Annotated in this window: 27 protein-coding genes; 4 read left to right on the forward strand and 23 right to left on the reverse strand. The window is 56.2% G+C overall.

Annotation, left to right across the window (positions count from 1 at the left end; genetic code table 11):
- Window positions 1-4 precede the first annotated feature (4 nt).
- The 21 genes from MIH18_RS06510 to MIH18_RS06610 form a co-directional block, all read right to left on the reverse strand.
- The gene (locus MIH18_RS06510; RefSeq protein ID WP_249008028.1) at window positions 5-2,149 is read right to left on the reverse strand and encodes an acetate--CoA ligase; all 2,145 of its coding nucleotides are present in this window, start codon (window positions 2,147-2,149) and stop codon (window positions 5-7) included.
- Between the two features lie 2 nt (window positions 2,150-2,151).
- Complete coding sequence (locus MIH18_RS06515; RefSeq protein WP_249008027.1) at window positions 2,152-2,937, reverse strand: enoyl-CoA hydratase/isomerase family protein; 786 nt, start codon at window positions 2,935-2,937, stop codon at window positions 2,152-2,154.
- A gap of 20 nt (window positions 2,938-2,957) precedes the next feature.
- Window positions 2,958-4,091, reverse strand: coding sequence for a flagellar biosynthesis protein FlhB (gene flhB / locus MIH18_RS06520; RefSeq protein ID WP_249008026.1), 1,134 nt, complete (start codon window positions 4,089-4,091; stop codon window positions 2,958-2,960).
- Between the two features lie 33 nt (window positions 4,092-4,124).
- Window positions 4,125-4,904: a flagellar biosynthetic protein FliR gene (fliR, locus tag MIH18_RS06525; protein ID WP_249008025.1), complete on the reverse strand. Its 780-nt coding sequence runs from the start codon at window positions 4,902-4,904 to the stop codon at window positions 4,125-4,127.
- A 3-nt stretch (window positions 4,905-4,907) separates the two neighbouring features.
- Window positions 4,908-5,177, reverse strand: coding sequence for a flagellar biosynthesis protein FliQ (gene fliQ, locus MIH18_RS06530; protein ID WP_249008024.1), 270 nt, complete (start codon window positions 5,175-5,177; stop codon window positions 4,908-4,910).
- 45 nt (window positions 5,178-5,222) lie between these two features.
- Window positions 5,223-6,002, reverse strand: a complete 780-nt coding sequence (fliP, locus tag MIH18_RS06535; RefSeq protein ID WP_249008023.1) for a flagellar type III secretion system pore protein FliP — start codon at window positions 6,000-6,002, stop codon at window positions 5,223-5,225.
- Complete coding sequence (gene fliO / locus MIH18_RS06540; RefSeq protein WP_249008955.1) at window positions 5,986-6,426, reverse strand: flagellar biosynthetic protein FliO; 441 nt, start codon at window positions 6,424-6,426, stop codon at window positions 5,986-5,988. Before fliO ends, fliP begins: the two co-directional genes overlap by 17 nt.
- A gap of 61 nt (window positions 6,427-6,487) precedes the next feature.
- The gene (fliN, locus tag MIH18_RS06545; RefSeq protein WP_249008022.1) at window positions 6,488-7,006 is read right to left on the reverse strand and encodes a flagellar motor switch protein FliN; all 519 of its coding nucleotides are present in this window, start codon (window positions 7,004-7,006) and stop codon (window positions 6,488-6,490) included.
- The gene (gene fliM, locus MIH18_RS06550; protein WP_249008021.1) at window positions 7,006-8,001 is read right to left on the reverse strand and encodes a flagellar motor switch protein FliM; all 996 of its coding nucleotides are present in this window, start codon (window positions 7,999-8,001) and stop codon (window positions 7,006-7,008) included. Before fliM ends, fliN begins: the two co-directional genes overlap by 1 nt.
- A 71-nt stretch (window positions 8,002-8,072) precedes the next feature.
- Complete coding sequence (locus MIH18_RS06555; RefSeq protein WP_249008020.1) at window positions 8,073-8,582, reverse strand: flagellar basal body-associated FliL family protein; 510 nt, start codon at window positions 8,580-8,582, stop codon at window positions 8,073-8,075.
- Between the two features lie 80 nt (window positions 8,583-8,662).
- Entirely contained in the window at window positions 8,663-9,967 is a 1,305-nt protein-coding gene (locus MIH18_RS06560) for a flagellar hook-length control protein FliK (RefSeq protein WP_249008019.1), read from the reverse strand.
- Between the two features lie 178 nt (window positions 9,968-10,145).
- The gene (fliJ, locus tag MIH18_RS06565) at window positions 10,146-10,589 is read right to left on the reverse strand and encodes a flagellar export protein FliJ (RefSeq protein WP_249008018.1); all 444 of its coding nucleotides are present in this window, start codon (window positions 10,587-10,589) and stop codon (window positions 10,146-10,148) included.
- Complete coding sequence (gene fliI, locus MIH18_RS06570; protein WP_249008017.1) at window positions 10,589-12,028, reverse strand: flagellar protein export ATPase FliI; 1,440 nt, start codon at window positions 12,026-12,028, stop codon at window positions 10,589-10,591. The genes fliJ and fliI overlap by 1 nt, the downstream gene beginning before the upstream one ends.
- Complete coding sequence (locus tag MIH18_RS06575) at window positions 12,009-12,785, reverse strand: flagellar assembly protein FliH (protein ID WP_249008016.1); 777 nt, start codon at window positions 12,783-12,785, stop codon at window positions 12,009-12,011. The genes fliI and MIH18_RS06575 overlap by 20 nt, the downstream gene beginning before the upstream one ends.
- A complete protein-coding gene (gene fliG, locus MIH18_RS06580) occupies window positions 12,785-13,828 on the reverse strand; it encodes a flagellar motor switch protein FliG (RefSeq protein WP_249008015.1) in 1,044 nt (347 codons plus the stop codon). Before fliG ends, MIH18_RS06575 begins: the two co-directional genes overlap by 1 nt.
- A complete protein-coding gene (gene fliF, locus MIH18_RS06585) occupies window positions 13,821-15,518 on the reverse strand; it encodes a flagellar basal-body MS-ring/collar protein FliF (RefSeq protein ID WP_249008014.1) in 1,698 nt (565 codons plus the stop codon). The genes fliG and fliF overlap by 8 nt, the downstream gene beginning before the upstream one ends.
- Before the next feature lie 85 nt (window positions 15,519-15,603).
- Entirely contained in the window at window positions 15,604-15,972 is a 369-nt protein-coding gene (gene fliE / locus MIH18_RS06590) for a flagellar hook-basal body complex protein FliE (RefSeq protein WP_249008013.1), read from the reverse strand.
- A gap of 291 nt (window positions 15,973-16,263) precedes the next feature.
- Entirely contained in the window at window positions 16,264-17,754 is a 1,491-nt protein-coding gene (locus MIH18_RS06595; RefSeq protein WP_249008012.1) for a sigma-54 dependent transcriptional regulator, read from the reverse strand.
- 71 nt (window positions 17,755-17,825) lie between these two features.
- Entirely contained in the window at window positions 17,826-19,055 is a 1,230-nt protein-coding gene (locus MIH18_RS06600; protein WP_249008011.1) for an ATP-binding protein, read from the reverse strand.
- A gap of 267 nt (window positions 19,056-19,322) precedes the next feature.
- Window positions 19,323-20,774, reverse strand: a complete 1,452-nt coding sequence (locus tag MIH18_RS06605) for a sigma-54 dependent transcriptional regulator (RefSeq protein WP_249008010.1) — start codon at window positions 20,772-20,774, stop codon at window positions 19,323-19,325.
- 153 nt (window positions 20,775-20,927) lie between these two features.
- Window positions 20,928-21,254, reverse strand: a complete 327-nt coding sequence (locus MIH18_RS06610; protein WP_249008009.1) for an SOS cell division inhibitor — start codon at window positions 21,252-21,254, stop codon at window positions 20,928-20,930.
- A 371-nt stretch (window positions 21,255-21,625) separates the two neighbouring features.
- Between MIH18_RS06610 and MIH18_RS06615 the strand changes: the two genes are divergently transcribed.
- Together MIH18_RS06615 and MIH18_RS06620 are read left to right on the forward strand one after the other, a co-directional pair.
- On the forward strand, window positions 21,626-22,102 hold the full coding sequence (locus MIH18_RS06615; RefSeq protein WP_249008008.1) for a DUF6586 family protein: 477 nt from the start codon (window positions 21,626-21,628) through the stop codon (window positions 22,100-22,102).
- Window positions 22,103-22,150: 48 nt separating this feature from the next.
- The gene (locus MIH18_RS06620) at window positions 22,151-22,429 is read left to right on the forward strand and encodes a hypothetical protein (RefSeq protein WP_249008007.1); all 279 of its coding nucleotides are present in this window, start codon (window positions 22,151-22,153) and stop codon (window positions 22,427-22,429) included.
- A gap of 42 nt (window positions 22,430-22,471) precedes the next feature.
- On the opposite strand, the gene MIH18_RS06625 is transcribed toward MIH18_RS06620, so the two are convergent.
- Window positions 22,472-22,936, reverse strand: a complete 465-nt coding sequence (locus MIH18_RS06625; RefSeq protein WP_249008006.1) for a SulA-like leucine-rich domain-containing protein — start codon at window positions 22,934-22,936, stop codon at window positions 22,472-22,474.
- Between the two features lie 42 nt (window positions 22,937-22,978).
- Complete coding sequence (gene lexA / locus MIH18_RS06630) at window positions 22,979-23,587, reverse strand: transcriptional repressor LexA (protein ID WP_007348730.1); 609 nt, start codon at window positions 23,585-23,587, stop codon at window positions 22,979-22,981.
- Window positions 23,588-23,789: 202 nt separating this feature from the next.
- Between lexA and MIH18_RS06635 the strand changes: the two genes are divergently transcribed.
- Window positions 23,790-24,791: an amidoligase family protein gene (locus MIH18_RS06635; protein WP_249008005.1), complete on the forward strand. Its 1,002-nt coding sequence runs from the start codon at window positions 23,790-23,792 to the stop codon at window positions 24,789-24,791.
- On the forward strand, window positions 24,784-25,503 hold the full coding sequence (locus MIH18_RS06640) for a type 1 glutamine amidotransferase (protein WP_249008004.1): 720 nt from the start codon (window positions 24,784-24,786) through the stop codon (window positions 25,501-25,503). The genes MIH18_RS06635 and MIH18_RS06640 overlap by 8 nt, the downstream gene beginning before the upstream one ends.
- The last annotated feature ends 15 nt before the right edge of the window (window positions 25,504-25,518 follow it).

Below are 25,518 nucleotides of genomic sequence, written 5' to 3' on the forward strand. Positions count from 1 at the left end.
TGGCTCATAACGGTGCTTCCTGGCGAACGATCACTCGGGCATCAACCACCGCGTAACCGTCGTTGTAGGCAATCACGGGGTTAAGATCCAGCTCAAGGATTTCCGAATGTGCATCAACGATACTGGAAACCTTCAACAGCAGCTCGACCAACGCATCTTTGCTCACCGCCGGTTCGCCACGGGCCCCTTCCAATATTTTGCGGGCTTTAATCTGGCCCACCATGGAACGGGCATCATCGCGGCTCAATGGAATGGCGCGAAACGCCACGTCCTCCAAGACTTCCACGAAAATACCGCCCAGACCGAACATCAACACCGGCCCGAACATTGGGTCACGGCTTACCCCGATAATAACCTCGGTGCCCTTACGGGCCATGGGCGCTAACAAAACACCTTCTATCTCGGCGTCGGGCTTGTAGAGCTTGCATGAGGCCAGAATTTCAGCGTGCCCACGGCGTAAATCGGCCTCGCCGCTGAGGTTAAGTTTGACTCCGCCGGCATCCGATTTATGCAGAATGTCTTTGGAGACAACTTTCATCGCTAATGACGTGTGACCAAACTCAGCCACCGCCTTTAAAAACTCGGCCTCGTTCCGGACAATCCACTCTTTCGGCACGTCCACCCCGTAAGCGCGCAGCAGTGACTTAGCCTCGAACTCAAACAAGTCCCGACCACTTTTCTGAGCCTGCTTAAACGTTGCAACAACGTCGGCATTGGGGCTAAGAGGATGCGCCCGCTCCGCCCGCTCGGTACGTGAAATATAGGCACCCCGTTCACTAAGCGCTTTCAACACCTGAACCGCGTGCTCAATCGAATTGTAAACAGGCACCCCCGCTTCACGCAGCCTTACCAGCGGCTCAGGCCGAACATGGCTGTAAAGACTGTAAACCACCAACGGCTTATCGGTCTGGCCAGACAACCCAGCGATCGCATCGGCCGTTTGAAGCTCTTCCGCCTTGAGTTCCTCTGCAAAGCGAATGCCGTAGCCACCAAACATGCCGACCAGGAACACCATGTCAACGTTCGTATCCTTAACCAGGATGCTCATGCAATCAGCCAGCAATGCCGGATTGGCGTCGGTGCTACCGGCAACATCAACCGGGTTGACCAACGATGCCTGCGGAAAAAGAATGTCCCGCAGCGCTGATCGGGTTGCATCAGACAGCTCAGCCAGCTCCAGCCCCGCTTCCGATAAGCGGTCAGAAGCGATGGTTGCCTGACCACCACCGTCAGCCAAAATTGCAACCCGGTTACCATTCGCCTGCTGCAAAAGACCCAAGCCTTCGGCAACCGGCAAAATCTCGTCAGACTGGCTGACCACGGTTACGCCCACCTGACGAAGCAGGTCAACCGTCATCGCATAGCTGCCGGCTAAGGCTCCCGTGTGTGATTTGGCGGCTTTCTGGCCGGCCTCGGTTGAGCCCGACTTATAAACCACCACAGGCTTGGTTTTCGCGATTTCTTTGGCAACGTTTAAAAACAAACGGCCGTCTTTGAAACCCTCCACGTAAAGGGTCGCCACACGCGTGTTCTCGTCTTCGCCCAAGTACTGGAGATAATCGGCAAAACCTAAATCAATCTGGTTGCCTGGCCCCACATAGGTACTGAAACCCACATGCCCGTTGCTTTGCGCTTCAAGCGCCAGCGCCAGCAGCATATTGCCCGACTGGGAGATAATACCGATGTCGCCTGGCTTGACGTTGTCGAGAGCCAGCAGGTTTACTTTTTTGTGGAGGTTGAACACCCCGGATGTGTTGGGGCCAACAATACGTACGTTGGCTTTTTGAGCGGCTTCTAATACCTCCTGCCCCAACTTGGCGCCGGCTTCGTCCACCTCGCCAAAACCGCTTGCCAGGATAATCACCCCTTTCGTTCCATTGCGGCCACATTGGCCCAGCAGGTCAGGGATGGTTTTCGCTGGCGTACAGATCAAAGCCAACGCCGCCGGGCCCGGCAGTGATTCCATCGACGGATAGGCTTTGTAACCCAAAATCGTATCGGCTTTCGGATTGATCGGGTAGATCGCGCCTTCATAGCCGTCGTTAACAAGTCCAACCATCGCCTTGTAACCGCGCTTGGTGGGGTCGGATGAGGCACCCAGAATCGCGATCGAATCGGGTGCCAGGAAATCGTGCAATGAACTTTTCATAATCAGCAGCCCTTGAAGACTGGTGAGCGTTTTTGAGCGAAGGCATCAACACCTTCCTGCCAGTCCTGGGTTGTCGTGCACATGAACACGCCGTCTAACTCGTGCTGAAGCTGCGCATCTAGATCTGCGTGCGAGGCATTGTTCAATAGCTTCTTGACCAATGACATGGAGATTGGCGCCTTGGTGGCCAGCTGTTTGATAAACGCTTCTGCCTCATCAAGCAATGCCTCATCGGCTACAGAACGAGTCGCCAAGCCGATACGCTCAGCCTCGGGGCCGTCAATTTTAACGCCGGTGAAGATCAGCTCACGAGCTTTCGCTAACCCAACCAAACGCGGCAGAAAACTGGTCACACCGCCGCCGACACAGGTGCCAATGCTGACTTCGGGAAAGCCGATTTTTGCCGTCTCGCCCATAAATATAAAATCACAGGAGCAGGCCATTTCGGCCCCCGCACCTAATGCATAACCGTTAATGGCCGCAACCACCGGCTTACTCAGTCGAAACATCGCTTCGCAAGCGTCATTAGCCAATTGCAGATACTGCCGACGCTGATACTGGCTGCGCTCGCCGGAACCGTGCTCTTTCATATCGGCGCCAACACAAAAGGCGCGCCCCTCACCGGTTAATAAAACGGCTCTGACCTCAGGGTCGGTTTCTGCCTGGTTCAACGCCGCCAATAAGTCTTTGTAAAACTGCTCAACAACGGCGTTTAAACGATGGGGACGATTGAAGCGAATCTCGGCATAGCCGTCTTTGATGGTATAAATCAGGGTTTCAAATGACACAATAAATTTCCTCTATCTCATCAGGTGTCGCGTCGCAAGTCCGACGGTATCGGGAAGTTTGGCATGGTGGGTTTGTCGGCGTGGCCTTTGCGGAACTGGCGCAGCTGGAATACATAGGCCAGCACCTGGGCGATGGCCATGTACAGGCCGTCTGGTATTTCCTGACCAATATCACTGTTGTGATACACCGCCCGCGCCAACGGTGGTGTGCGCAGAATTTCTACCTTGTTTTCGCGGGCAATTTCCATAATTTTGAAGGCCAGTTCGTCACCGCCTTTGGCCACCACCATAGGCGCGGCCATGCTGTTCTGGTCGTACTTCAGCGCCACCGCGTAGTGGGTCGGGTTGGTGATGACCACGTCAGCGGTGGGCACGTCCTGCATCATCCGTCGCTGCGACATCTCTCGCTGCAGCTGGCGGATACGGCCTTTCACCTCGGGCTTGCCTTCGCTGTCTTTGTGTTCGTCTTTTACTTCCTGCATGGTCATTTTGAGCTTTTTCTGGTGATCGTAAATCTGGAAGGGCACATCGATCACAGCAATAATGATGGTCGCACAGGACAACAAAAAAAAGCTCCAACCCAGGGTCCAGAGTACATGCTCCATAGCCGGAACCGTCGGTTCTGCGGAGATGCTCAGCAAGTCCACCGTTCGCACTTGCAGAATGAGAATAGCGATGGTGAGTACCAGACCCACTTTGGCGATGGCTTTAAACAGCTCGATCAGCGAGCGTGCAGAGAACATGCGACCAATGCCCTTTATAGGGTTCATACGACTAAGCTTGGGCGCAATGGATTTGCCGCTGAACAGTAGGCCACCGATGCCGATGGAACCCGCTATAGCCGCCACAAGCAGCACGGCCAGAATGGGCGACAACGCCCAAGCCGCGGCTTTGGCGGACGCAATTAACTGCACGCTCATGTGGCGCATATCAAAAATAGCGCTGCGCTCGATGGTAAAGGCGTCACGCATAATACCTTCCAGAACGGCACCAAGATGGGTGCCAAAAATCAGTAGGCCGCCGGCACCGGCCAATAATACCGACATGGTTGCCAGTTCTTTGGAGCGCGCAGTCTCGCCATCCTCCTTAGCCTTTTCCAGCCTTCGGGGGGTGGCCTCTTCGGTTTTCTCCTGACTGTTGTCGTCGTCGGCCATTATCAAAATACCCTGGTGTTGGTGCTTTTATGACTACTGCTGCAACTCGCGCATGAAATCAAACGTCTGCCGAGTGTAAACATCGAAATGCGGTAGAAAATTGGCGTGCAACACCCAGATAGCAAACAATCCAAAAATCAGGCCAATGGGGAAGCCAAGGGCAAAAATATTCATCTGCGGCGCGGCGCGGGTCATCACCCCAAAAGAAATACTGACAATCAACACCGCCGTTACCGCCGGCAGCGCCATCAGCATCGCCGATACAAACATCCAGCTGATACGGTGCGCCAATTGCCACACCCCGGCCTGCCCCAGGCCTTCAAGGCCAATAGGCAAGGTGCGAAAACTCTCGATAAACACTTCAAACGCCACCAAGTGGCCATTCATTGCCAGAAACAACAAAGTGATGGTGATGGTGTAGATTTGCGCCAGCACCGCCACGTTCACGCCGTTGGCGGGGTCCACCATAGACGCAAAGCCCAGGCCCATTTGCATGGCAATCATTTGGCCGGCAATCACGAACAGCTGCCACAGAGCGGTTAGCGCGAAGCCCAACCCCACACCAATCAATATCTGCTGCAGGGTAATTACCACTGCATCGGCGCTTAAGGCTTCTACCTGGGGCACCGGGGGAATTATCGGCACCACGATAATGGTCATCAACAGGGCGAGACCCAGACGCGCGCGCGCGGGCACCAACTGGGTACCAAAAATGGGAATCACCATCAGAAAGCTGGCAATGCGGAACAGTGGCCATAAATGCTGGCCAACCCACTGGCCTATCAGATCGGCACCGAGTTCGGTAGGCAGCATGGGTCAGCCGATCAAAAAGGGAATGCGGGAGAAGAGCGCATTAGCGTGGTCCAGCAGCTGTGTCAGCATCCACGGTCCCATCACAATAATAACGATCAGGGTAATCAGCAAGCGCGGCAGAAAGCTCAGGGTTTGTTCGTTGATTTGGGTGGCAGCCTGAAAGGTACTCACCACTAAACCAATCACCAGGCCCGGGGTAATGATCACTGTGGCCAGCAGCACAATCATCCACAGCGCTTCGCGCAGAATATCGATGACGGTTTCCGGGGTCATAGGTGGTCTCCATTTAGCTCTTCATGGCATTCGGCGCCGCGCACACTAAAGGCCATAACTGGCCGCCAGGGTGCCCATTATCAACGCCCAACCGTCTACCAGCACAAACAGCATGATTTTAAACGGTAGCGAGATAATAATCGGCGACAGCATCATCATACCCATGGCCATCAGCACGCTGGCCACCACCATGTCGATGATCAAAAAAGGTATGAACAGTATAAAACCGATCTGAAACGCAGTTTTCAGCTCACTGGTGACAAACGCCGGTAGTAGCACCCAGAATGTGACGTCTTCGGGGCCGGCAAACTGCTCGTCAGCCATGCGCATGAACAGGCCCAGGTCGCTCTCGCGGGTTTGTGCCAGCATGAACTTTTTGAACGGCTCCGACGCGGCTTCCACGGCTTCCAGCGAGGTCATTTCTTCCTGCAGGTAGGGTTGCAACCCTACCTGGTTGGCTTCTTCCAGCACCGGTTTCATAATGAATATGGTCATAAACAACGCCAGCCCCAGCAAAATTTGATTGGACGGCGCCGATTGCAGGCCCAGGGCCTGGCGCAATATGGAAAATACGATAATGATGCGGGTGAACGACGTCATCATCATCAACATCGCCGGCAAAAACGTCAGCGCCGTCATCAGCGCCAGAATCTGCAGGGTCACCGAATATTCCTGCTGGCCCTCGCCGGCACCGGGTTCTACGGTGAACGCGGGTATGCCGGGCAGGTCTGCCTGAGCCAGCGGCGCCCAGACCATGGCAGCGATGACGGTCAGTAACGGCAATAGCGCCTTTAGCAGGCGCACAGGTTCAAATCTTGCGGTCATCGGTCGATCTGCCAGAACTGTCGGCCGCCGCATTCGGGGCCTGGGTTTTATTCATCAGGGAGTGGAGTTTGCGGGCAAATTCACCGCTGGGCGCGCTGCTGCCTACACTCACGACTGGCTCATCAAACACGTGCAGAGTGCGAATGGTGCTGGGAGTAATACCCAGCAGCAACTGCTGGCCAGCCACATCCACCACCGCAATGCGTTCGCGGGCGCCCAGGGCCATCACCGATACCACTTTAATGGCGCTGTTGTTCATGCCGGTCATGCCGGTCATGCGGCGGATCAGCCAGGCACAGCCATAGATAATCGCAATCACCGCCAGCAAGCCCAAACCCAGGCTCACCAGTGTAGATAGGGTATCCGGAGTGCGCGTCGCCCCACTTAGTTGTGTTTGCGCTTGCGACGCAGCGGGCTCTGCCATGGCCGGAAATGCCGCCATCAACCAGAATATAGGGACTGCCTGCAAGAGCTTTAACGTCATACTATTTCTGCAAGCGCTTAATGCGCTCGCCCGGGCTCATGACGTCAGTCAGGCGAATGCCAAATTTATCGTTAACCATCACGACCTCGCCGTGGGCAATCAAGGTGCCATTCACCAGCACGTCCAGCGGCTCGCCGGCCAGACGGTCAAGCTCGATCACCGAACCCTGATTCAGCTGTAGTAAATTGCGGATGGGAATCATGGTATTGCCGACTTCCATCGAGATGGTCACCGGTATGTCCATGATCACGTCGAGATCTGGCGAGCCTTTTGAGGTGTTAACGCTGTCTGAACCAAACTCTTCCATGGGCGCTGCACGCACGTTGTTTTTTTTGTCGCTTTCTTTATCATTATTCCCGGCGCCAGCCGCCTCGGCCATCGCCGCGTCCCAGTCGTCTTCGGTGCTGTCAGGCTCTACACCGGAATCTGCACCAGACTCACCCATCGCGGCTTCCCACTCCGCTGCCAGCTTTTCGTCTTCGCTTATATTTTGGTCGTCTGTTTTATCGTCGTCAGCCATTAGGTGCGCCCTACCTTCAGTTGTTTCTTGACCTTGGGCAACGTCGCCCGTCCGTGAATTCTCAATGCCAATTTATCATCGCGGGTGCCCAACGTTGCGGTGTATATCGGAATACCGTTAGCGGTGACGGTTAAATGATCTGCCATTTCAATGGGTATAATGTCACCGGCTTTAAACTTGGCCACTTCGCGCAGTGAAATGTGACGCCGGCAAATTGTAGAGTTCACCGCCACACTCACCGCCTTGATGTCTTCCTGAAGCGCGCTTACCCAACGTTCGTCGGTGTCGTCGATGTCGCTTTGCACGCCAGCGTCTAACACATCGCGAATGGGCTCAATCATCGAGTATGGCAGCGCAAAGTGCAGCTCGCCGCCACCGCCGTCCAGTTCTATATGAAAGGTGCTCACCACGACCACTTCGCTGGGGCTGACAATATTGGCCATAGACGGGTTCACTTCCGAGCTCAGATACTCGAAATTCACTTTTAACACCGTCTGCCAGGCTTCCTGCATGTCGTGGAACACCTGATTCAGCATCATCTGCACAATGCGGTTTTCGGTAGGGGTGAATTCGCGGCCCTCAATTTTGGCGTGACGGCCCTGGCCACCGAAGAAGTTGTCCACCAGTTTAAAGACCAGTTTTGCATCCAGCACAAACAAAGACGTGCCGCGCAGCGGACGGATTTTGCACAGGTTCAAACTGGTTGGCACATAAAGGGTGTGCACGTACTCGCCGAACTTCATGATCTGAACGCCGCTGGTTGACACATCGGCGGTGCGCCGCAGCATATTGAATAGGCTGATGCGGGTGTACCGGGCAAAACGCTCGTTAATCATTTCCAGTGTTGGCATGCGCCCGCGGACGATCCGGTCCTGGCTGGCCAAATCGTATTTTTTTACGCCGTCTTTGTCGGTGTCGTCGTAGGCGTCGATGTCAACGTCGTCTACTCCATGAAGGAGCGCATCGATTTCGTCCTGAGACAGCAAGTCCTGCATAGTCAATTCCGCCGTGAAGATTCCAGCCGCATGGCGGCTATATCAAACGTCCACCTTACTGAACCACAAAATTACTGAACAACAAAGTTGCTGAACAACACCTGGCGAATAGCGGCTACGTTCTCGTTGGCCAATAGCTCATTGACCTTGTCAGTCATCGCCTGTGCCAGCTCCTGGCGGCCTTCCGAAGCGCGCAAGCTGTCAAAGCTGCGATTTCCCATTAGCTGAATCAGCTGGCTGCGCAGCAATGGCAAATGCACTTTGGCGGCATCAAGCACCGCCTGGCTTTCCGCTTCCAGTGACACATACACCTGGGCGTAACGCTGGCGGCCTTCAGCTTGCACGGTGGCCAGCAAGGGGTTTTCCAGCTCCAGATAAACGCTGGGTAGATATTCCGGTTCTTTGGCCTGTTCTTCAACGGTTTCGTCACCGCCCATGCCGGGCAGGCTGCCATTCATAAACCAGAGCGCACCGGCAACAGCCAAACCAATAGCCAACAAAATCAAAAAGCCCAGCAACACAAAGAGCTTGAGTTTGCTTTTTTTCGCTACGGGTTCATCAGCGCTGGTGTTCTCTGCCATAAGTAATCGATCCTGTGAAGCCCAAATAAGCCGTTGCGCGCAGTTTACCGTTCAGCTCAGCCTTGGGCAAAACAGTTTGCCTAGGCAAACACGTCAACCTCACCACGCCAGCTCAAATCCAGCTGCCCGCCTGCTAAAATAACATCCTGACCACCCAGTTCAGACGCCAGGCCATCGCCACCGCGGCGGCCTTGGCCACCGTTACTGCCGGCCTCCGCATTGCCTTGTTCACCGGATTGCTGGCGGGGCTGGTCAGACACATCAAATCGCTCCAGCGAAACGCCCTGCTCACTCAGCATGTCACGCAAACGGTGGGAATGCTGCTCTAACTGATCGCGTACCATCGGGTTGGCCGCGTGCACCGTTATGCTGGCCTGATCGTTGTGCATACGCACCTTTACTTCCATCGGGCCCAGGTCTGCCGGGGACAGATGAATTTCAGCCATCGACATGTTGCGTGCGGTAAGCCAAGTGAGTTTACCCATTACTTTGTCGCCCCAATCGGCCTGGCCCACCGGCACGTCTACAGACGTTGTGTAACCGCGCAGAGCCAGCGCGGGATCGGTCTGCACCCGGGCGGCACTGTTGGGCTGCTGCAACAGACTGTCGGCGCTGCCTTGCAGACGGCTGTCGGCCACCAAATTGGCGCCGTCTACCGGGCGCAGGCTTTCCCCGTTGCGCAATGTGTCGGTGAGGGCCAGGCCCGCAGCTTGGCTGGCACTCAAGCCGGTCGCTGCACCCTCTGTGCCGGCCTCTATAACGCCAGGCGCCGCCAGCGGATTCAGTGATTGCCCTGGAATGCCTGCGGCCGGCATGGCGCCGGCACTGGCCAAGGCAACGCCGGCGGCGCTATTCATAACCACCGCGCTGCCAGCGGCACCGGGGGCCGGCGCCACCGGTGCCAGCATGGCCTGCAATTCCATAAAGGTGAGTGCCACCGGTTCCGGGTCGGGCAGGTCTTCGGTGTCGGTATTTTCGGCAGCGTTGTTCTGCGGGTTGGTTATAGCCCCGGGCTCGATGTTGTCGCTGCGGGGTTCATTGACCTTGCCAACGTCATCCGCTTCGGCTTGGCGGCTACGGTCAGCATCGGCAGGTTTTTTGGCGGTATCCGCTGCCCGGGGGGCAGCAGCGTTTTTATCCGCTGCATTGGCTTTCTGGGCGTCGGCTTTTGAGTCTTTCGCAACCGCTTGCTGAGCGGCAGACCGGTTTTTAGCCTGATCCTGACGTACCAGGGTTTGCGTGTGTTCACGGGACACGTCTTGATAACGGCTGTTGCCGCCGTTGCCACTGTCGGCGTAACCGCCGTCACGACTTTTTGCCGAGCGACTGGCCGCCTGTTCGCTGATTGCGCTGGCAGAGCCTTGGGGGAGAAGCATTTGGGACATGGCAACCTCTTGCCGCGTGTGGCCGCGTAGTAGTTTGAAAGTAGCTTAAAAGTAGTTTGAAAGTAGCTTGAAAGTAGCTTGAAAGTAATCCAAAAACCGGAAAACGGCGTTCAATGGCCGTTATTCCGCATAAGTAACAAAGCTAAAAGAGGTGTAGCAAGATCGATGCCAGAGCGCGTCAGCGGGGTCGGCGCAGAAACGCCCGGCCAGCGACTTCGTCGGCCTGCTTCTGTTCGCGGGAATCTTGCTCACGTTGCTCCTGCTGGCGACAGGTTGTGATGAAATTCTCCATGCCACGGCGTTTTTCCCAGGCTTTCAACCATTCGTTGCGACGAACTTCAAACACCTGATTTGCCTGTTCAAGCTGAACCTGCTGCTGCCCGATTAACTGGTCAAGCTGACCCATAAACGCCTGCCAGGCTTGCAACCGGCTAACCGCAATCACGCCCTGCTGGCCGTCACGGATTTGCTGGCGATATTCCTGATGATAGCGCTGAAGTTCCTGAATTTGCTGTTCCCGCTGAGCCATCAGGGTGCGAGCCTCGCCCATGCGTTCCAGCGCCTGTTTCTCTTTGCGTTGCTCCACCGCCAGCACCACGCCAAGGCGTTGCGAACGCTGCATTACGGATTACTCCCGGCGGCAGTCGGATTTGGCGCAGCCACCTGCATGCGTTCGGGCGAACGCCGCTCCGGCACCACGGCAAGCAGTTGCTCAACGCTGTCGGTCAGCGAGGTTTTTTCACTGAGTCCCTGCTTCAGGAACTGCCGCATATTGGCAATGTGCGCAACGGCAAAGTCGGTTTCCGGGTCGCTGCCTTTGACATAAGCGCCTACGCTGATCAAATCCCGCGCCTGCTGGTAGCGCGAGTACACCTGTTTAAACCGCTGCGCCCGGGCGAAGTGTTCAGGATCGGTCACCTGGGGCATAACCCGGCTGATGGACGCTTCAACATCGATAGCCGGGTAATGGCCTTCTTCCGCCAGCCGCCGCGACAACACAATATGGCCGTCCAGAATGGCGCGGGCGGCATCGGCAATCGGGTCTTGCTGATCGTCGCCTTCCGTCAACACCGTGTAAAAGGCCGTAATGGACCCGCCGCCGGGGCGACCGTTGCCGGTGCGCTCCACCAACTGTGGCAATTTGGCAAATACCGATGGCGGGTAGCCCTTGGTGGCCGGTGGCTCACCCACCGCCAGGGCAATTTCACGCTGGGCCTGGGCATAGCGGGTCAACGAATCCATCAGCAGCAGCACACGCTTGCCCTGATCGCGGTAAAATTCGGCAATGCGCGTAGTCAGCATAGCCGCGCGCAGACGCATCAGAGGTGAATCGTCGGCGGGTGAAGCCACCACCACGGAACGGGCCAAGCCTTCTTCACCCAGAATGTCTTCAATGAATTCTTTCACTTCGCGGCCGCGCTCGCCAATCAGCCCGACCACGGTGACGTCGGCGTTGGTAAATCGGGTCATCATGCCTAGCAGCACACTTTTGCCCACGCCGCTGCCAGCGAACAGGCCAAGGCGCTGGCCCTGCCCCACGGTAAGCAGCGCGTTTATGGCACGAATGCCCACGTCCATAGGTTGGCGCACCGGCGCTCGGTTCAACGGGTTGATGATGTCGCCGCTGAGCGACACGCGGGCTTCAGCGTGCAGCGGGCCTTTTCCGTCCAGCGGCTCGCCACTGCCGTCAACCACTCGCCCCAGCAGTTGATTGCCCACCGGCACCCGACTGGTTGTAGACAAGGGCACCACCAATGCGCCAGGGCGAAGGCCTTCAATGGCGGTCAGTGGCATCAAATACACTTTTTCATCTTCAAAGCCGACCACTTCGGCTTCGACCACGCCACTGCCTTGGCTCTGAATAACGCAGCGGTCGCCCACCACCATAGGCACGCCCACGCATTCCAGCGTAAGCCCGACCATGCGGGTCAGGCGGCCAGCCAGTTCCGGTGTTTGTTGTGCCTGTACGTTGCGGCTACGCCGGTTCAGGCGTTCGGCAAGGGTGCCAGACAAGCTACCAGGTGAGCGGTCAGATAGGGCATCAGAGGGCGGAGCTGTCATCGCCGGGCTCCTGGGATTCGTTTGTGCTGGCATCGTTTACCAAGGCGTGAACCACCTGTTGAAAACGTTTTTCAACGGTGAAATCCACCAGCGAGTAGCGGGTTTCCACGCGGCAACCGCCGGGGCTGACGGCGGTGTCTTCCACCAGCTTCGTGGACGCATCAAGCCGCGCCAAAGACGCTTGCAGCGGCTCAATATCCTGGGGATTGGCGCTGATGCGCACGGTTTCAGTGGTGGATGGCAGTGCCGCCATAGCTTGGAGAACAACCTGCAGAATATGGCTGGAGTCCTGGGATAGCTCGCGCTGGACAACCGCTTTGGCCACCGCCGTCGCAAGCTGAACCAACGCCTCTTCCAGGTCGTTTTGCTGCTGGCGAATGGGTAATACCAGTGATTCCATCACTGAGTCCAGGCGCTTTTCCAACGCCTGCATCTGCTGCTGGCTGTGTTCGCGCCCCGCGCGCTCGCCTTTCTCGCGGCCTTCGACAGTGCCAGCCTTCACGCCTTGAGCAAAACCTTCTTCGCGGCCTTTGGCAAAACCTTCCTGATGACCTTTTTCAAGCCCGGCACCGTGGCCTTCCGCTTCCGCCTGTTGGTGAATATCCTGAAGCTCCGCGGCGGTCAGCGGTTTGATATCACGCTCTTCTTCGCGGGGAACTTCGTTGCCACGGGCGTCAAGCAGGGGCAACTCCCAACGCTCGTAAGCGGTGAGCTGTTCTTTCGGGATGCGGCTGCGGTCGTTGCGGGAGTCGGCCATTACATCATTTCTTCGCCGCCGCCACCGAGGGTGATTTCACCGGCTTCGGCCATGCGGCGGGCGATGCTTATGATGTCTTTTTGTGCGCTTTCTACATCACTTACTTTAACAGGGCCCTTGGTTTCCAGATCGTCCTGCAAGAGTTCAGCGGCACGCTTGGACATATTCTTGAAAATTTTGTCTTTGACATCGTCATCGGCGCCCTTGAGCGCAATCACCAGCACTTCAGACGACACTTCACGCAGCAAGGCCTGAATGCCACGGTCGTCCACGTCCTTCAGATTGTCGAATACAAACATCAGGTCTTCAATGGTGGTTGCCAGATCCGGGTCGGTTTCCTTGATGGATTCCAGCAGACTGGATTCGATGCTGCGGTCCATAAAGTTCATGATGTCAGCGGCGCGCTTTATGCCGCCAATCCGGCTGGTTTGCGTCGAGGAGCTGCCAGAGAACTGTTTTTCCAGAATGTCGTTCAGCTCCTGCAACGCCTGGGGCTGTATGGTTTCCAGAGTCGCAACGCGCATCATCACATCTAATCGCACTTTCGGGTCCAGAGCGGCCAAAATTTCGGCAGACTGGTCCGGGTCGAGATAGGAAATAACGATGGCCTGAATTTGCGGGTGTTCGTACCGGATGATATCGCCCACCGCGCGGGGCTCCATCCACTTCAGAGTGTCTAACCCGGTGGTATTGCCACCAATCAGAATACGGTCAATCAGGCTGGCGGCTTTGTCGTTACCCAGGGCCTGGGTCAGCATGGCACGAATGTAATCGTCGTTGCCCACGCCCAGTCCGGTCTGGCCGCCCACGGCGTCGATAAAGTTGTTGAGTACGCCGCTGACGTCGTCTTTGCTGATATCGCGCATTTGTGCCATGGCCACGCCAACCTTCTGCACTTCCTTCGGGCCCATGTGCTTTAGCACTTCCGCGGCGTCGCCTTCGCCCAGCGACATCAACAGAATGGCCGCCTGCTCTACCCTCGAAATTTTGCGTGCGGGTTTCGCCGGCGCGCTGCCGACGCTCTGGTTTGCCTGATCAGTCATCAACATTCACCCATTGTCGCATTACCTGTGCAACCCGTGCCGGATCTTCGGCAATCAGCCCTTTTAGGGCGTTCAGCTGCCTATCATAGCCCCCTGTGCTACCGGGTAAAAGCAGGTCGTCCTGATTGGCCATGGCTTGGCGCAGGGAATCGCCACCTTCGATGCCGTCCAGATCGCCGTAACCTTCATTATCGCCGCCAGCCAGGCCTTTATTGCCGTTCGACAGATTTTTCAGGGTGGGCCGCAGCAGACCCAATACCAGCACCAATACCACCAGACCGGCCAGAACCTGCTTCATCAGGTCCCAAAACCAGGGTTGAGTCCAAAAACCGGGGGCGTCGTAGGCCACGACCTGTTCCGGAGCAAACGCGGTATTCATCACTGTAACGCTGTCGCCGCGGGCCGCAGAGTAGCCCACTGCGTCGCGAACCAGCATGCTCAGGCGCTGTAATTCCTGTTCCGGCCAGGGCTCGTAGGTGACCGCGCCGGTGTCGGCATTGACTACCTTCATGTCATCCACCGCCAGGGCGACGGTCAGACGCTTGATCCGGCCCAATTCCTGGCGAACGTAGCTAACGGTGCGGTCTATCTCGTAATTGCGGGTGGATTCGCTGCGCACATCTACCGGCGCTGGTGCAGGCTCGGCACCGGCGGCATTGGCCTGTTGTGGCACGGTGGCGTTAGCAGGGGGCTGATTCGACAGGGCTCCGGGAATGCCAATGGGTGCGCCGCCAGCGCCGCGGCTTTCGGTTAACTTGCGCTCGCTGCGCACCGCCTGTTGTTCCGGGTTGAACAATTCTTCAGCTTGCTCCACCGAAGAGAAATCAAGATCTGCGGACACTTCGGTGCGATAGCGGCCTTCGCCCACAATCGGCGAAATCAGCGACGACACCCGGTGGCTCAGGCGCTCCTCCACCCTGTCGGTGAAGTCGTATTGGTCGGACATGCGATCGGTGTCGGTTTTAGCGTCGCTGCCTGTCAGCAGATTGCCATTCTGATCAACCACGGTCACACCGGACTTGGTCATCATCGGCACGCTGCCCGCCACCAGATTAACAATGGCGGCAATGTGCTCCTGCTCCGGGCGGCGCCCGGCAAACACTTCCAGAAACACCGAGGCTGAAGGCTCGCGGGCATCGCGGATGAACACCGAGCGCTCCGGAATGGCCAGATGTACCCGGGCACTGCGAATGCCGCGCATACTGGCGATGGTACGCGCCAATTCGCCTTCCAAACCGCGGCGATAGCTGATGGTTTCCATATATTGGGAGGTACCCAAACCACGATCCTGGTCCAGCAATTCGAAACCCAGAGTTTTTTGATCAGTAACGCCCTCCGCCGCCAGCCTCAGGCGTGCGTTGTAAACCTGATCAGCTACCACCAGAAGTGCACCGGTGCGCGGGTCCATCTTATAATCGATTCCGTTGGTGTCCAGAATTCTGGTCACGTCTTGCGGGTTGTACGATGACAAGTCACCCAGCACCGGCTGATAGTTAGGCTCTTGGGCCCACAGCACCACCGCCACGCCCAACGCAACGCTGGCCGCCAAGCCCACCATCAGGCCTATCTGACGCAGCAGATCCAGCCTGTTGAAACCCATAAAGGCGCGGCTGCGACCTTCGCCTGTGCTGTCTGCTGCGGAGGTCGCCGGCAAATTCGATTGTGTGGTCTGTGCAGGCACGCTGGCCATGATGCTGCTCTCCGGTTAAACCTTGACCCGATGGACTATCAAAATTCTGAAACTTTCTGAAACGCTCTAAAATAAAGCGCGCCGGTTATACCGGCATGTTCATGATGTCTTCGTAAGCTTTGACTACCCGGTTACGGACCTGGGTCAGCGCCTCAAACGACACTGATGATTTCTGCGCGGCAATCATTACCCGGGTAATGTCCACGTTGGGCTCGCCCATGTCGTAGGCTGTGCGCAGATCACCCGCGGTTTTCTGCGCGTCCGCCACATTGCCCACAGCCTGCCCTAGCATGGAGCTGAAACTTGCCGTTCCGTCGGTTTCGCCTACCTGGCGCGGGCCATCAATACGGCCGCGCACAGATTGATTCTGCTCTACCTGCTGGTTCTGCGTCATTTGCGAACGCAGGTTGCGGATGTCGGCAAGAACACTGTTGATATCGGCACGCTGAACCATAACTTTCTCCCGGGCTACCCATATGAAACTGGGTGATTTGTCTCGTTACCGAAGAATCAGCAAAGCCCAGACCAACTTTTTAAAAGTGTTTTTAATCAGTTATATACATTTTCTTTAACGCGCTAAAACCTCGTCTTCAAAAGGTTGAAACGGATAAGCGTCGAAGTTTTGACAGGAATCGGGGAACCGGCGGCCGAACAAAAAAGGCACCCAAAAGGGTGCCAGGAAGGAGTGCCGAATAAAAAGAAGTGCTGCGTAAAAAAGCGATTAGGGGAACCGGCGGCCCTTAAATCAGGCCAAGGCCATTTCCGCGTCCAGGTCAATACCTGCTTCACGGATCTGCGCCAGCTTGTAGCGCAAGGTGCGGGGGCTAATACCCAACTGCTCGGCGGCGCGGTTACGGCGACCACGCTCCTGGCGCAGAGTTTGAATAATAAGTCGGAACTCCTGCTGGCGCAGATCGCCTTCAAGTGTCCCCAGGGAACCTTGCTGGTTTGCCATGGCTCCCGCTGTGCCAACTGCGTCGAGCACTGCCGGCTGCGAAACCAGCTCAACTGAGTGCGAATCAGCGGTAGTTGATTCTGCATCTACTATTGCGGTCGCTGATACCATGGGCGCTATTGGGGCAACGGGTGCCGCCGGGCGCGCGCTGATGCCTAAGTCCAGGCACAGGTCGTCAACATGAATCACATTGCTCTGGTGCAACACCAGCGCTCTTTGTATGGCGTTATCCAATTCGCGTACATTACCCGGCCAGGGGTGAGCCAGCATTGCCTCGCGGGCATCAGCAGCAAAACTAACGCCATTGAGTTTCAATTTACGGCTGTGATTTTTCAACACCGCATTAGCCAGAGGAAGAATGTCTAGCGGCCGCTCGCGCAACGGTTGCCAATGCATGGGGAACACCGTCAGGCGATAATAAAGGTCTTCACGAAAACGGCTTTCGCGCACGTGCTCGGCCAGATCCCGGTTGGTGGTGGCAATCACCCGCACATCTAGCACAATGGTTTTGCGCCCGCCTACTCGCTCTACTTCCCGCTCCTGCAGCACTCGCAGCAATTTGGATTGCAAGCCTGGGTCCATTTCCGACACTTCATCCAGCAAAATCGTGCCGCCGTTGGCTTGTTCGAACTTGCCCGGTGATGACGCGATGGCACCGGTGAAGGCGCCTTTTTCATGACCAAAGAGCATGGCTTCGAGCATGTTTTCCGGAATAGCCGCGCAGTTGATGGCAATAAACGGTTTGTTGGCGCGGGGAGAATGCTGGTGAATGTAGCGCGCAAGCACCTCCTTTCCGGTGCCGCTTTCACCTGAAATCATGACCGTTGAGTCGCTGTTGGCGACTTTGGCTGCCAGCTGAAACATGCGTTTGCTGATCGGGTCTTCCGCCACCGGCCGATCGCTGTCAGCCTGGCGCTTGTGACCGGTAATTTTGCTGACCGCGTCGACTAGGGTATGGCCTTCGAACGGCTTTACCAAATAATCAATGGCACCGGCCTGCATAGCAGACACTGCGTGGCTGATCTGGCCGTAAGCAGTCATCAGCATCATCGGCAGGCCCGGGTACAGGCGTTGTACTTCAGCCAGCAATTCGTGGCCAGACAATCCTGGCATATTAACGTCGCTAACCACCATATCAACCGGCACCTGGGACAGCTGCCGCAAGGCTTCGTGGCCGTCTGCCGCCTCGTGAACGCGGAATTTGGCCAGCTCCAGGGTTGTCACCAAGGCTTCGCGCAGGTCACGGTCGTCCTCAACAATCAGAATCCGGGGCTTGGTCATGGTGCTGTTCTCCACTGCGTGTTCGATGGTACGTGCCGGTGCGGCCCGCCAGAGTTAATCAAGTGCTGCTATTAATTAGTGCGATTTAACAGTGGCAGGCAAATCATGGCCTGAGCCCCACCTTGGCCGTTTGAGTTGATCGCAAAGCGACCCTGGTGTGCGTTCACCACCGCAAGTACGACCGCTAGGCCAAGGCCGGTGCCCTGGGATTTTGTGGTGTAGAAAGCTTCTTGCAATCGCGGAGCCATAGCCGGATCAAACCCCGGGCCGTTATCGCTTACCTCGATGGCCAACTCATGATCACAACCGCTGAGGTCCAGGCGCACGCTGGTGGCCCCTGCTTCAATACTGTTGTTGACCAAATTGGTACAGGCACCCACCAGGGCATCACGGTTACACAACAGGTGGCCCTCAGCCCCCCGGGCGTCGAGAATTAGCTCAGCACCACTGCGCTCGGCAATGGCGTCTACCGCCGACTTCAGTGCAACCGCCAGAGTGATTACCGACAGCTCTTCCGCCAAACGGGTTTCACCGCGGGCAAAAATCAACATGTCGCGCACCTGCTGTTCCAGATGCGACAGGCGCGACATAAGTCTATTGGCACAGCGCTGGCGCATTTCTTCATCCAGATCGGCTTCGGTCAGGTGACCGCCGTACAGAATCGCCGCCGACAGCGGCGTGCGAATCTGATGGGCCAATGACGCTACCATCTTGCCCATCGCGGATAAGCGCTGGGCATGGGCCAGCTGAGACTGCAACTGTCGGGTTTCGGTCATATCCGTCAGCAAAATTAACTGGCCGGGCTGATTTTCCATGGTGCGAATTTCAATACTGACCCGGCGCCCGTCTTTCAGTGAAATTTCGTGACCGTCATCTTGGCGCGGCGCAAAGCAACGCTGAATCACATCAATCCAGTGTTCGCCATCCAGCGGCTCACCCAAAAGGCCAACGGCCGCAGGGTTGGTTTGGGTAACCACACCCTGGCTGTCTAGCACCACCACGCCGGCTGGCAAGGCCTTCAACAACGTGGTGAGCTGGTCGGCAAGTTGTTCTTTTTTCTCCAGCTCTTGCTGACGCTGCAGACTCTCTTCCGATAGTTCGCCGGAAAGCTGGTTAACGCGAGATTCCAGAGTGCGGTAAGAATCGGTAATCTGGCGCGACATGCGGTTGAACATGTCCAAAGCGGAGTCTACCGCGTCATCGCTTTGCTGCGGGAACAGCGCCGTTACCTTGCCATTCACATCGGCAGCGGCGTTAGCCGGTGCATTGGTCTGCCCGATTGCAAATTGTGCGTGATTCATAACCCTTTCCCTTACCCAAGGTGACCGATATTGCCACTGCGCAGACCGGTCACTGGTGATTCGTTAAGATTCACCAAGCCAGCTTCATGCCAACTCAATATTTTTTAGGTTTTTCAATAGGAAAGGATTTTCCGAAAAAGGCAGATGACGGGTTTCCGTCACTTTAAAAAGACAAAAGCGCCAGCGGTTACAAACCGTTGACGCCGTTTTAGGATTTCTGCATTGGTGTTTTCAGCTGGCTGATCGAACCTCTGGGGAATAACGCCCTCAGGCTTCGCCCACCTCCTCACGAAGACCATACTTGCGGACTTTTTCCACCAAGGTGGTGCGGCGAATACGCAATTTTTCCGCAGCCCGGGCCACTACGCCGCCGGCTTCGTCAAGCGCCTGCTGGATCAGTTCACGCTCCAGGTTACCCAAATAATCTTTCAAATCGAGCCCATTGGCTGGCAATAACGCAGGTGAATCTAACCCAACCAGACCAGACGAGAAAGATGGCAGGTCAGGTTCATCAATATCGGCGTGATCTTCGTCATGGTCGTCAACGTAGCGGAATTTTTTCGGCAGTTCCTGCACACCAATCACCCCAAACGGGTTCATGATTGCCAGACGCTCTACCAGGTTGGCCAGCTCACGCACGTTGCCGGGCCAGTCGTGACGACACAAATTTAGAATGGCAGCGGAATTCAGCCGCAGCGATCCGCGTTTTTCTTTTTCCATGCGCGCCACCAGTTCGTTGATCAGCAGCGGAATGTCCTCAACCCGATCCCGCAACGCCGGCATCTCAATGGGAAACACATTCAGCCGGTAGTACAGATCTTCGCGGAAGCTCCCACTTTGAATCATATCTTCCAGGTGTTTGTGGGTGGCGGCAATGATACGCACGTTGGCAAATTTAGTGTGGTTGCTCCCGACCCGCTCGAACGTACGCTCTTGCAAAACCCGCAAAATCTTCACCTGCATATTCAACGGCATGTCGCCTATTTCGTCCAGAAACAGGGTGCCGCCCTCGGCCAACTCAAAACGGCCCACACGAGCGGTTATCGCGCCGGTGAACGCGCCTTTTTCATGGCCAAACAGCTCGCTCTCCAGCAGTTCCGCAGGAATGGCGCCGCAGTTTACCGGTACAAAGGGTTTGTCGCGGCGGCTTGAATGGTAATGCAGATTACGTGCGACCACTTCTTTGCCGGTACCGGACTCGCCCGTCACCAACACACTGACTTCTTTGTCTGCTACCTGCTCCATCAGCTGGCGTACCTGCTGCACTTTGCGGCTAGTACCCACCAGTGAGCGGAACAGCTGCACCCCACGCATCTGGCCGCGCTCGCGGGCTCGGCTGTAATGATCGTGGAACACCTGGGCGCGGTAAAGCGAATCAATAAATTTGGTATAGCCAAATGGCCACTCCAGGCGGGCAATGATTCGCCCGCGCTGCTCGTCATTCAGACCGGTAAAATCAGGGTCGCCAATGCACAACACGGGGATGCAGAGAGACCATTTGCACAAGGCCTTGATCGTGGCTTCGGCGCTGGCATCGTCGCCTTGCACAATGACCACCGAGACCGCCTGCGCGTCTGCGTCGTTGGCACTTGACAACACATCGCGGGCCTTACTGCCAGCCAACCAGTCTTCTTCGCCAAGAAATTCGAGGATAGTCGTAATATCGCGGCAGCGTTCAGCAGCATCACTGAACACCAGCACTGTGTTGGGCTTCAACATTCCAGGCAATCTCTTATAGGCTTTGAGCGGTATTTAAGACCTTAACCGGCTTGTAGTCAATTTTATGACGCCAAACCCCACAAAATCTCGTTCACACGCGCCGGCGATCTGGCGCTTCACGCAATTCGACCGCTGAGTTAGTGTGTGCCTGGCTCAAGGCCGGGACGAGGACACCTTATGGTAGGCTTTCGCTGCGCTGCTGTTGCGGTTGACTTCTTTCAATTCGAGCTGCGCTGCGGCCTTGGCCTGGCGGGCAGAGCTATCAGCGGCGTCGACAAACTCCTGCACCCGTTGTAGTTGACTGCGCACGGTTTCAGCCGGCAGTTGCCCTTGTTCCAACGCTTCAAGCAAGGGTTCTATAGCGGGCTTCATCTCTGGATTTAGGCGGCTAATCAGCTCCCAATCCTGGTCTTTCAGCGCCTGCTGCATGTGCTCGAGCAGCTGGTCCAGATGTGCCATTGCAGGATGGTCTGCGGCCATAGTTCATTGCTCCTGTTCAGTGATCTGCAACCGGGTGCGAAGCCCAGTGTACTTACACTTAACCATGTTACACCTTAGCGACGCATAGCACGACGTACGGCAGCCGCGGTGAATCGCCATGACCTAACCCCGGTAAACATCTCAGATATTTGTTGTTTGATTTGAACGGATATTTCAAGACACAGCTACGATTTTTTAGGCGGTTTTTGATTGTTCAGGCAAATTTTCAAAACGGAAGTAGACAGCGGACAACGCGGCTTTGAAACTGTTATAATACTTGGCTTATTTCAGGTTTCAGCGAATTTCGGTGCTGGTGAATTTCACAGGGCCAATTACGCCAACATTAACAGCAGAAACAGTTGCGAGGGTATATGGCAGCAGCGTGGCATTCCCATCTTGCCGGCAAACTGGCACTGGCGCAGACATTATTACGACTTGCTGTTAACAGCAATCAGCCCTTACAGCAGGAAGCCTGCAAACAAGGTGCCATTGAACTCATGCTGCGATCGAGAACGCTGCTGCTGTATACCCTGGCAGTGTGTTATCAGCAACGCAAAGGGCAACCCCAGAGCATTGACCAACTGGGCAAATTGATCGGAGCCGCTGCGCCGGAAGTTCAGCAACTGCTGGTATTACAAACCAACGCTGATAGTTGGTGGAACCATTTGGAGCAACTTGGAGACGCGCAGAACCGGCCACCTGCGGCAAAAAAAACCGTCAGCAACGACAACATTATTGCCATCACTGCGGCCGTTGGCGCAGACCGTTCGCTGGCATCGGTTCAAGCCAGCCTAAGCGCAATAAAGCAATTTTCAGCCGATGTGGAAGCAAGACACAGCGAGTGGTAAAACATCCCCGCGCGTACTTTTTCGTTGGCGAACATAAAGGTTCGGATCATGTCACCATCGTTTTTTGAAATTATTCAACTCAGCAACGGCGATTACGCTTTGCGCCGCGTTGACGACGACGGCGCGCCATTGGTGCGTATCAGTTTTTCCGAAGAAGCCAAAGACATGATGGACGACCGCCAGATGCAAGTGGCCAAAGCCATGATTGCGGCAGGCATTGACGCCGCGGGCGATAGCGCCCAGGACCTGGACTGGGATAGCAATGACAGTGTTAGCGACAGCGACGTGGAGTGGTTTGATGCGCCCCACAGCCCGACGCTGCATTAACGCTAGCGCAGAACTCTATTAGCGCTGGCGCAATACTCTTTACTAACGCTGACGCAAAACGACGCCGTGGCTGTTGCCCGCGGCGGATGCCGCCTGAAGTGCCTCGAAACACGTTTTATTCAGCTTTTCGGTCCACAACACCACCGCATGACATGTGCCCACCCTGAGCGCCCGCTCCGCCAACTTGCGCGCCGGATGCTCGGCGCTGGAACGCAAAACCAGCAGCTCACCGGCAACAATACCGTGCATTTTTTGCCATTTGCTGACCAGCTCCTGAGGTGGGTCAATCCATGCCAACCAGCGCTTTTCCTGGTTCAGCTGGGTCAGCATTGGCAATAACAGCTGAAAATTTTCCACCTGACCCTGGGGCAAGATGATTTCGGTGACGTTACCAGCACACACCGGGTCTGGCCGGGGCTGAACTCGCACAGGCTGCGCCTGCTCTGCCACTCGCGCTGCGATCTGTTGCTGGTATGCAAGATTGCCGTTAAAGCTCAGTTGTTCCATGATTCCCCGCCCTTCTTTATGTCGGTTTTCTGTCGCTACGGATCAGTGCAAGTCGGAGCGGCGAATAACACCAACGCCCAACCCTTCAATGAACAGATCCTGCTCGGTCAGATCCACTTCAATCGGCGCGAAGTCGTCGTTTTCCGCCACCAGATACACTTTATTACCTTCTTTACGGAAGCGCTTCACCGTCACTTCATCACCTACCCTGGCCACCACAATCTGGCCGTTGTGAACGTCCTGAGTGCTGTGTACTGCCAGCAGGTCACCGTCTAGAATACCGATATTCTTCATGCTCATACCACGTACTCGCAGCAGGTAATCCGCCGCCGGCGAAAAAAAGCCGGGTTTTAAAGTGCAGTGGTCTTCCACGTGCTCCTGAGCCAGAATCGGGCTACCGGCTGCCACTTGGCCAATCACTGGCAAACCCAGGTCCTGCTCGCTTTCTGGCAGGCGAATACCGCGGCTAGCGCCGGGCACCATTTCAATGGCACCTTTGCGTGCCAGAGCCCGCAAGTGCTCTTCCGCCGCATTGGCGGAGCGGAAACCCAGCTCAGCTGCAATTTCGGCGCGGGTGGGCGGATACCCGGTTTCATCCAGATAGCGGCGGACGATATCCAGCACTTGGGACTGCCTGGCGGTGAGTTTCATGTTTGGGATCCGCTGTGTCATAACATACCCTGTTTGTTTATACAGTGATTCGACTATATACAGTGTTTTATCCAGTGTAAACCCTGTTTATGGCATTTCCCCCACTTGCTCGGTTACCAGCGTCAGACACCTAATGTGCTATGGTAATTCTGCCCTTATAAGCCGCGCTTGAAGCGCTTAAGACTGATTGAAAGGTGTAATAATGACGCAAAAGAACGTCTGCAAAATTCCCTCTGTAACTCACACTGCCAGCGGAGCAGAGCGCCGGGTTGGTGTGGAAATCGAGCTTTCAGGTTTAAGCTACGAAACGCTGGTGCGCGAAGTCGCCAGCCTGCTCAACGGTGCGCCGCAACCGCGGTCGCGCTACGTAACCGCAGTGGATACACCGCTGGGTGAGTTTGTGATCGAGCTGGATTCTGACCCTATTAAAGATCTGGACCTGACCGGAGCTGACGTGCCGGAAATCCTGCGTGAGCTGGGCGGCCAGGCTATGGACGTGATTGACGCCGCGGCCGAGCGTATTGTGCCGCTGGAAATTGTCGGGCCGCCCATCGGTTTTTCCCAGGTGGAAGAGGTTGAGCGGCTGATCAAAGAACTACGCAGCCTTGGTGCTCTGGGCAGCCGCGAGTCCATTTATTATGCCTTCGGACTGCAACTGAACCCGGAACTGCCGGATTTACAGGCGTCCACCATTACACGCTATTTACAGGCGTTTGCAGGCTTGTACGAGTGGCTGAAAAACCGCCATCAACTGGATGTCAGCCGGCGTTTTACGCCCTACATAGAGCCCTGGGCGGCTCGCTATACAGAACTGCTGATGAAAGACGACTACGCGCCATCGTTGAAACAGCTGATGGAAGACTACCTGCAGCACAACCCCACCCGAAACCGCGCACTGGATCTGCTGCCGCTGTTTGCCCATCTGGATGCGCCGTTGCTGGCCCGACATGTACAAGACCCGCGCATCAAAAAACGGCCTACCCTGCATTACCGGCTACCGGATTGCGACATCGACAACCCGCAGTGGAATTTCTCTTCGGTATGGAATGACTGGGTAATACTGGACGACATTGCCAACAACAGCGAAGATTTGGCGCAGCTTCGGGCTCAGTTTCGCGATTCCGGTACTATCACCCTGCACAGTCTGACCCACAGCAAACCGGAAACCATTCACCACTGGCTTGAACACAAAGGCTATGTCTGAACGGATGGAACAAGACTCCCCGCCCGGGCTGACCATTGGAGTCAGTGGCCCGCGCCGACGCGGACCGGCCCAGCGGTTGATTACGCTGGCGCTGCGCATGCAGGGTGCGCGCACCCACTACATACGCCCCGGCGCCCAGGTAAACGTGAGCCTGCTGGACGGCCTGGTGCTTTCCGGCGGCACTCACGTGCAGCCGGCACTGTATGGGCAGCATCCGATGGTAACGGCGAATTACGATAAACGCCGCGATGAAACCGACCAGCGCCTGCTGTTAGAAGCTGAAATCCTGAACCTGCCGGTGCTGGGTATATGCCGCGGCGCACAGTTGATTAACGTGCATCGTGGCGGCTCGTTGTGCCAGAACGTGACCCCACTGCGCCAACACACCCGCCATCGCCCGCTGCTGCTGCCTCTGCAAACCGTGAATGTGGTGGATCACACTCGCTTGAGCCAGATCATGCGCGCGCCGGTTATCGGTGCAAACCGTATCCACAGCCAAGCCATTAAAAAACTGGGGCAAGACCTGCGCGTAGTGGCGGTGGATAACGATCTGTTCGTGCAGGCCATCGAAAATACCCGTGGCCAGTGGCTAATGGGACTGCAATGGCACCCTGAGTATCTGCTTTATCACAGCGGCCACCGCCGTATATTCCGCCATTTTGTAGACGAAGCCTGTCGCCTGAAAATGGCCAGACTGAACGCCGAGCTTTAACAGTACTTTAGCCGT

This window comes from Marinobacter sp. M3C, assembly GCF_023311895.1.
In the GTDB taxonomy this organism is placed as follows: Bacteria; Pseudomonadota; Gammaproteobacteria; order Pseudomonadales; family Oleiphilaceae; genus Marinobacter.

Coding starts and splice junctions, on each gene's coding strand:
- MIH18_RS06605 (WP_249008010.1), bottom strand. CDS start 20,774: ATGTTGAAGCCCAACACAGTGCTGGTGTTCAGTGATGCTGCTGAACGC.
- MIH18_RS06555 (WP_249008020.1), bottom strand. CDS start 8,582: ATGGCAGAGAACACCAGCGCTGATGAACCCGTAGCGAAAAAAAGCAAA.
- MIH18_RS06625 (WP_249008006.1), bottom strand. CDS start 22,936: ATGGAACAACTGAGCTTTAACGGCAATCTTGCATACCAGCAACAGATC.
- MIH18_RS06595 (WP_249008012.1), bottom strand. CDS start 17,754: ATGACCAAGCCCCGGATTCTGATTGTTGAGGACGACCGTGACCTGCGC.
- flhB (WP_249008026.1), bottom strand. CDS start 4,091: ATGGCCGACGACGACAACAGTCAGGAGAAAACCGAAGAGGCCACCCCC.
- MIH18_RS06560 (WP_249008019.1), bottom strand. CDS start 9,967: ATGTCCCAAATGCTTCTCCCCCAAGGCTCTGCCAGCGCAATCAGCGAA.
- MIH18_RS06600 (WP_249008011.1), bottom strand. CDS start 19,055: ATGAATCACGCACAATTTGCAATCGGGCAGACCAATGCACCGGCTAAC.
- fliN (WP_249008022.1), bottom strand. CDS start 7,006: ATGGCTGACGACGATAAAACAGACGACCAAAATATAAGCGAAGACGAA.
- MIH18_RS06635 (WP_249008005.1), top strand. CDS start 23,790: ATGACGCAAAAGAACGTCTGCAAAATTCCCTCTGTAACTCACACTGCC.
- fliG (WP_249008015.1), bottom strand. CDS start 13,828: ATGACTGATCAGGCAAACCAGAGCGTCGGCAGCGCGCCGGCGAAACCC.
- MIH18_RS06640 (WP_249008004.1), top strand. CDS start 24,784: ATGTCTGAACGGATGGAACAAGACTCCCCGCCCGGGCTGACCATTGGA.
- fliO (WP_249008955.1), bottom strand. CDS start 6,426: ATGGCAGAGCCCGCTGCGTCGCAAGCGCAAACACAACTAAGTGGGGCG.
- MIH18_RS06510 (WP_249008028.1), bottom strand. CDS start 2,149: ATGAAAAGTTCATTGCACGATTTCCTGGCACCCGATTCGATCGCGATT.
- MIH18_RS06620 (WP_249008007.1), top strand. CDS start 22,151: ATGTCACCATCGTTTTTTGAAATTATTCAACTCAGCAACGGCGATTAC.
- MIH18_RS06610 (WP_249008009.1), bottom strand. CDS start 21,254: ATGGCCGCAGACCATCCTGCAATGGCACATCTGGACCAGCTGCTCGAG.
- fliP (WP_249008023.1), bottom strand. CDS start 6,002: ATGACCGCAAGATTTGAACCTGTGCGCCTGCTAAAGGCGCTATTGCCG.
- fliE (WP_249008013.1), bottom strand. CDS start 15,972: ATGGTTCAGCGTGCCGATATCAACAGTGTTCTTGCCGACATCCGCAAC.
- fliQ (WP_249008024.1), bottom strand. CDS start 5,177: ATGACCCCGGAAACCGTCATCGATATTCTGCGCGAAGCGCTGTGGATG.
- fliM (WP_249008021.1), bottom strand. CDS start 8,001: ATGCAGGACTTGCTGTCTCAGGACGAAATCGATGCGCTCCTTCATGGA.
- fliJ (WP_249008018.1), bottom strand. CDS start 10,589: ATGCAGCGTTCGCAACGCCTTGGCGTGGTGCTGGCGGTGGAGCAACGC.
- MIH18_RS06615 (WP_249008008.1), top strand. CDS start 21,626: ATGGCAGCAGCGTGGCATTCCCATCTTGCCGGCAAACTGGCACTGGCG.
- MIH18_RS06575 (WP_249008016.1), bottom strand. CDS start 12,785: ATGGCCGACTCCCGCAACGACCGCAGCCGCATCCCGAAAGAACAGCTC.
- fliI (WP_249008017.1), bottom strand. CDS start 12,028: ATGACAGCTCCGCCCTCTGATGCCCTATCTGACCGCTCACCTGGTAGC.
- fliF (WP_249008014.1), bottom strand. CDS start 15,518: ATGGCCAGCGTGCCTGCACAGACCACACAATCGAATTTGCCGGCGACC.
- lexA (WP_007348730.1), bottom strand. CDS start 23,587: ATGAAACTCACCGCCAGGCAGTCCCAAGTGCTGGATATCGTCCGCCGC.
- fliR (WP_249008025.1), bottom strand. CDS start 4,904: ATGCTGCCTACCGAACTCGGTGCCGATCTGATAGGCCAGTGGGTTGGC.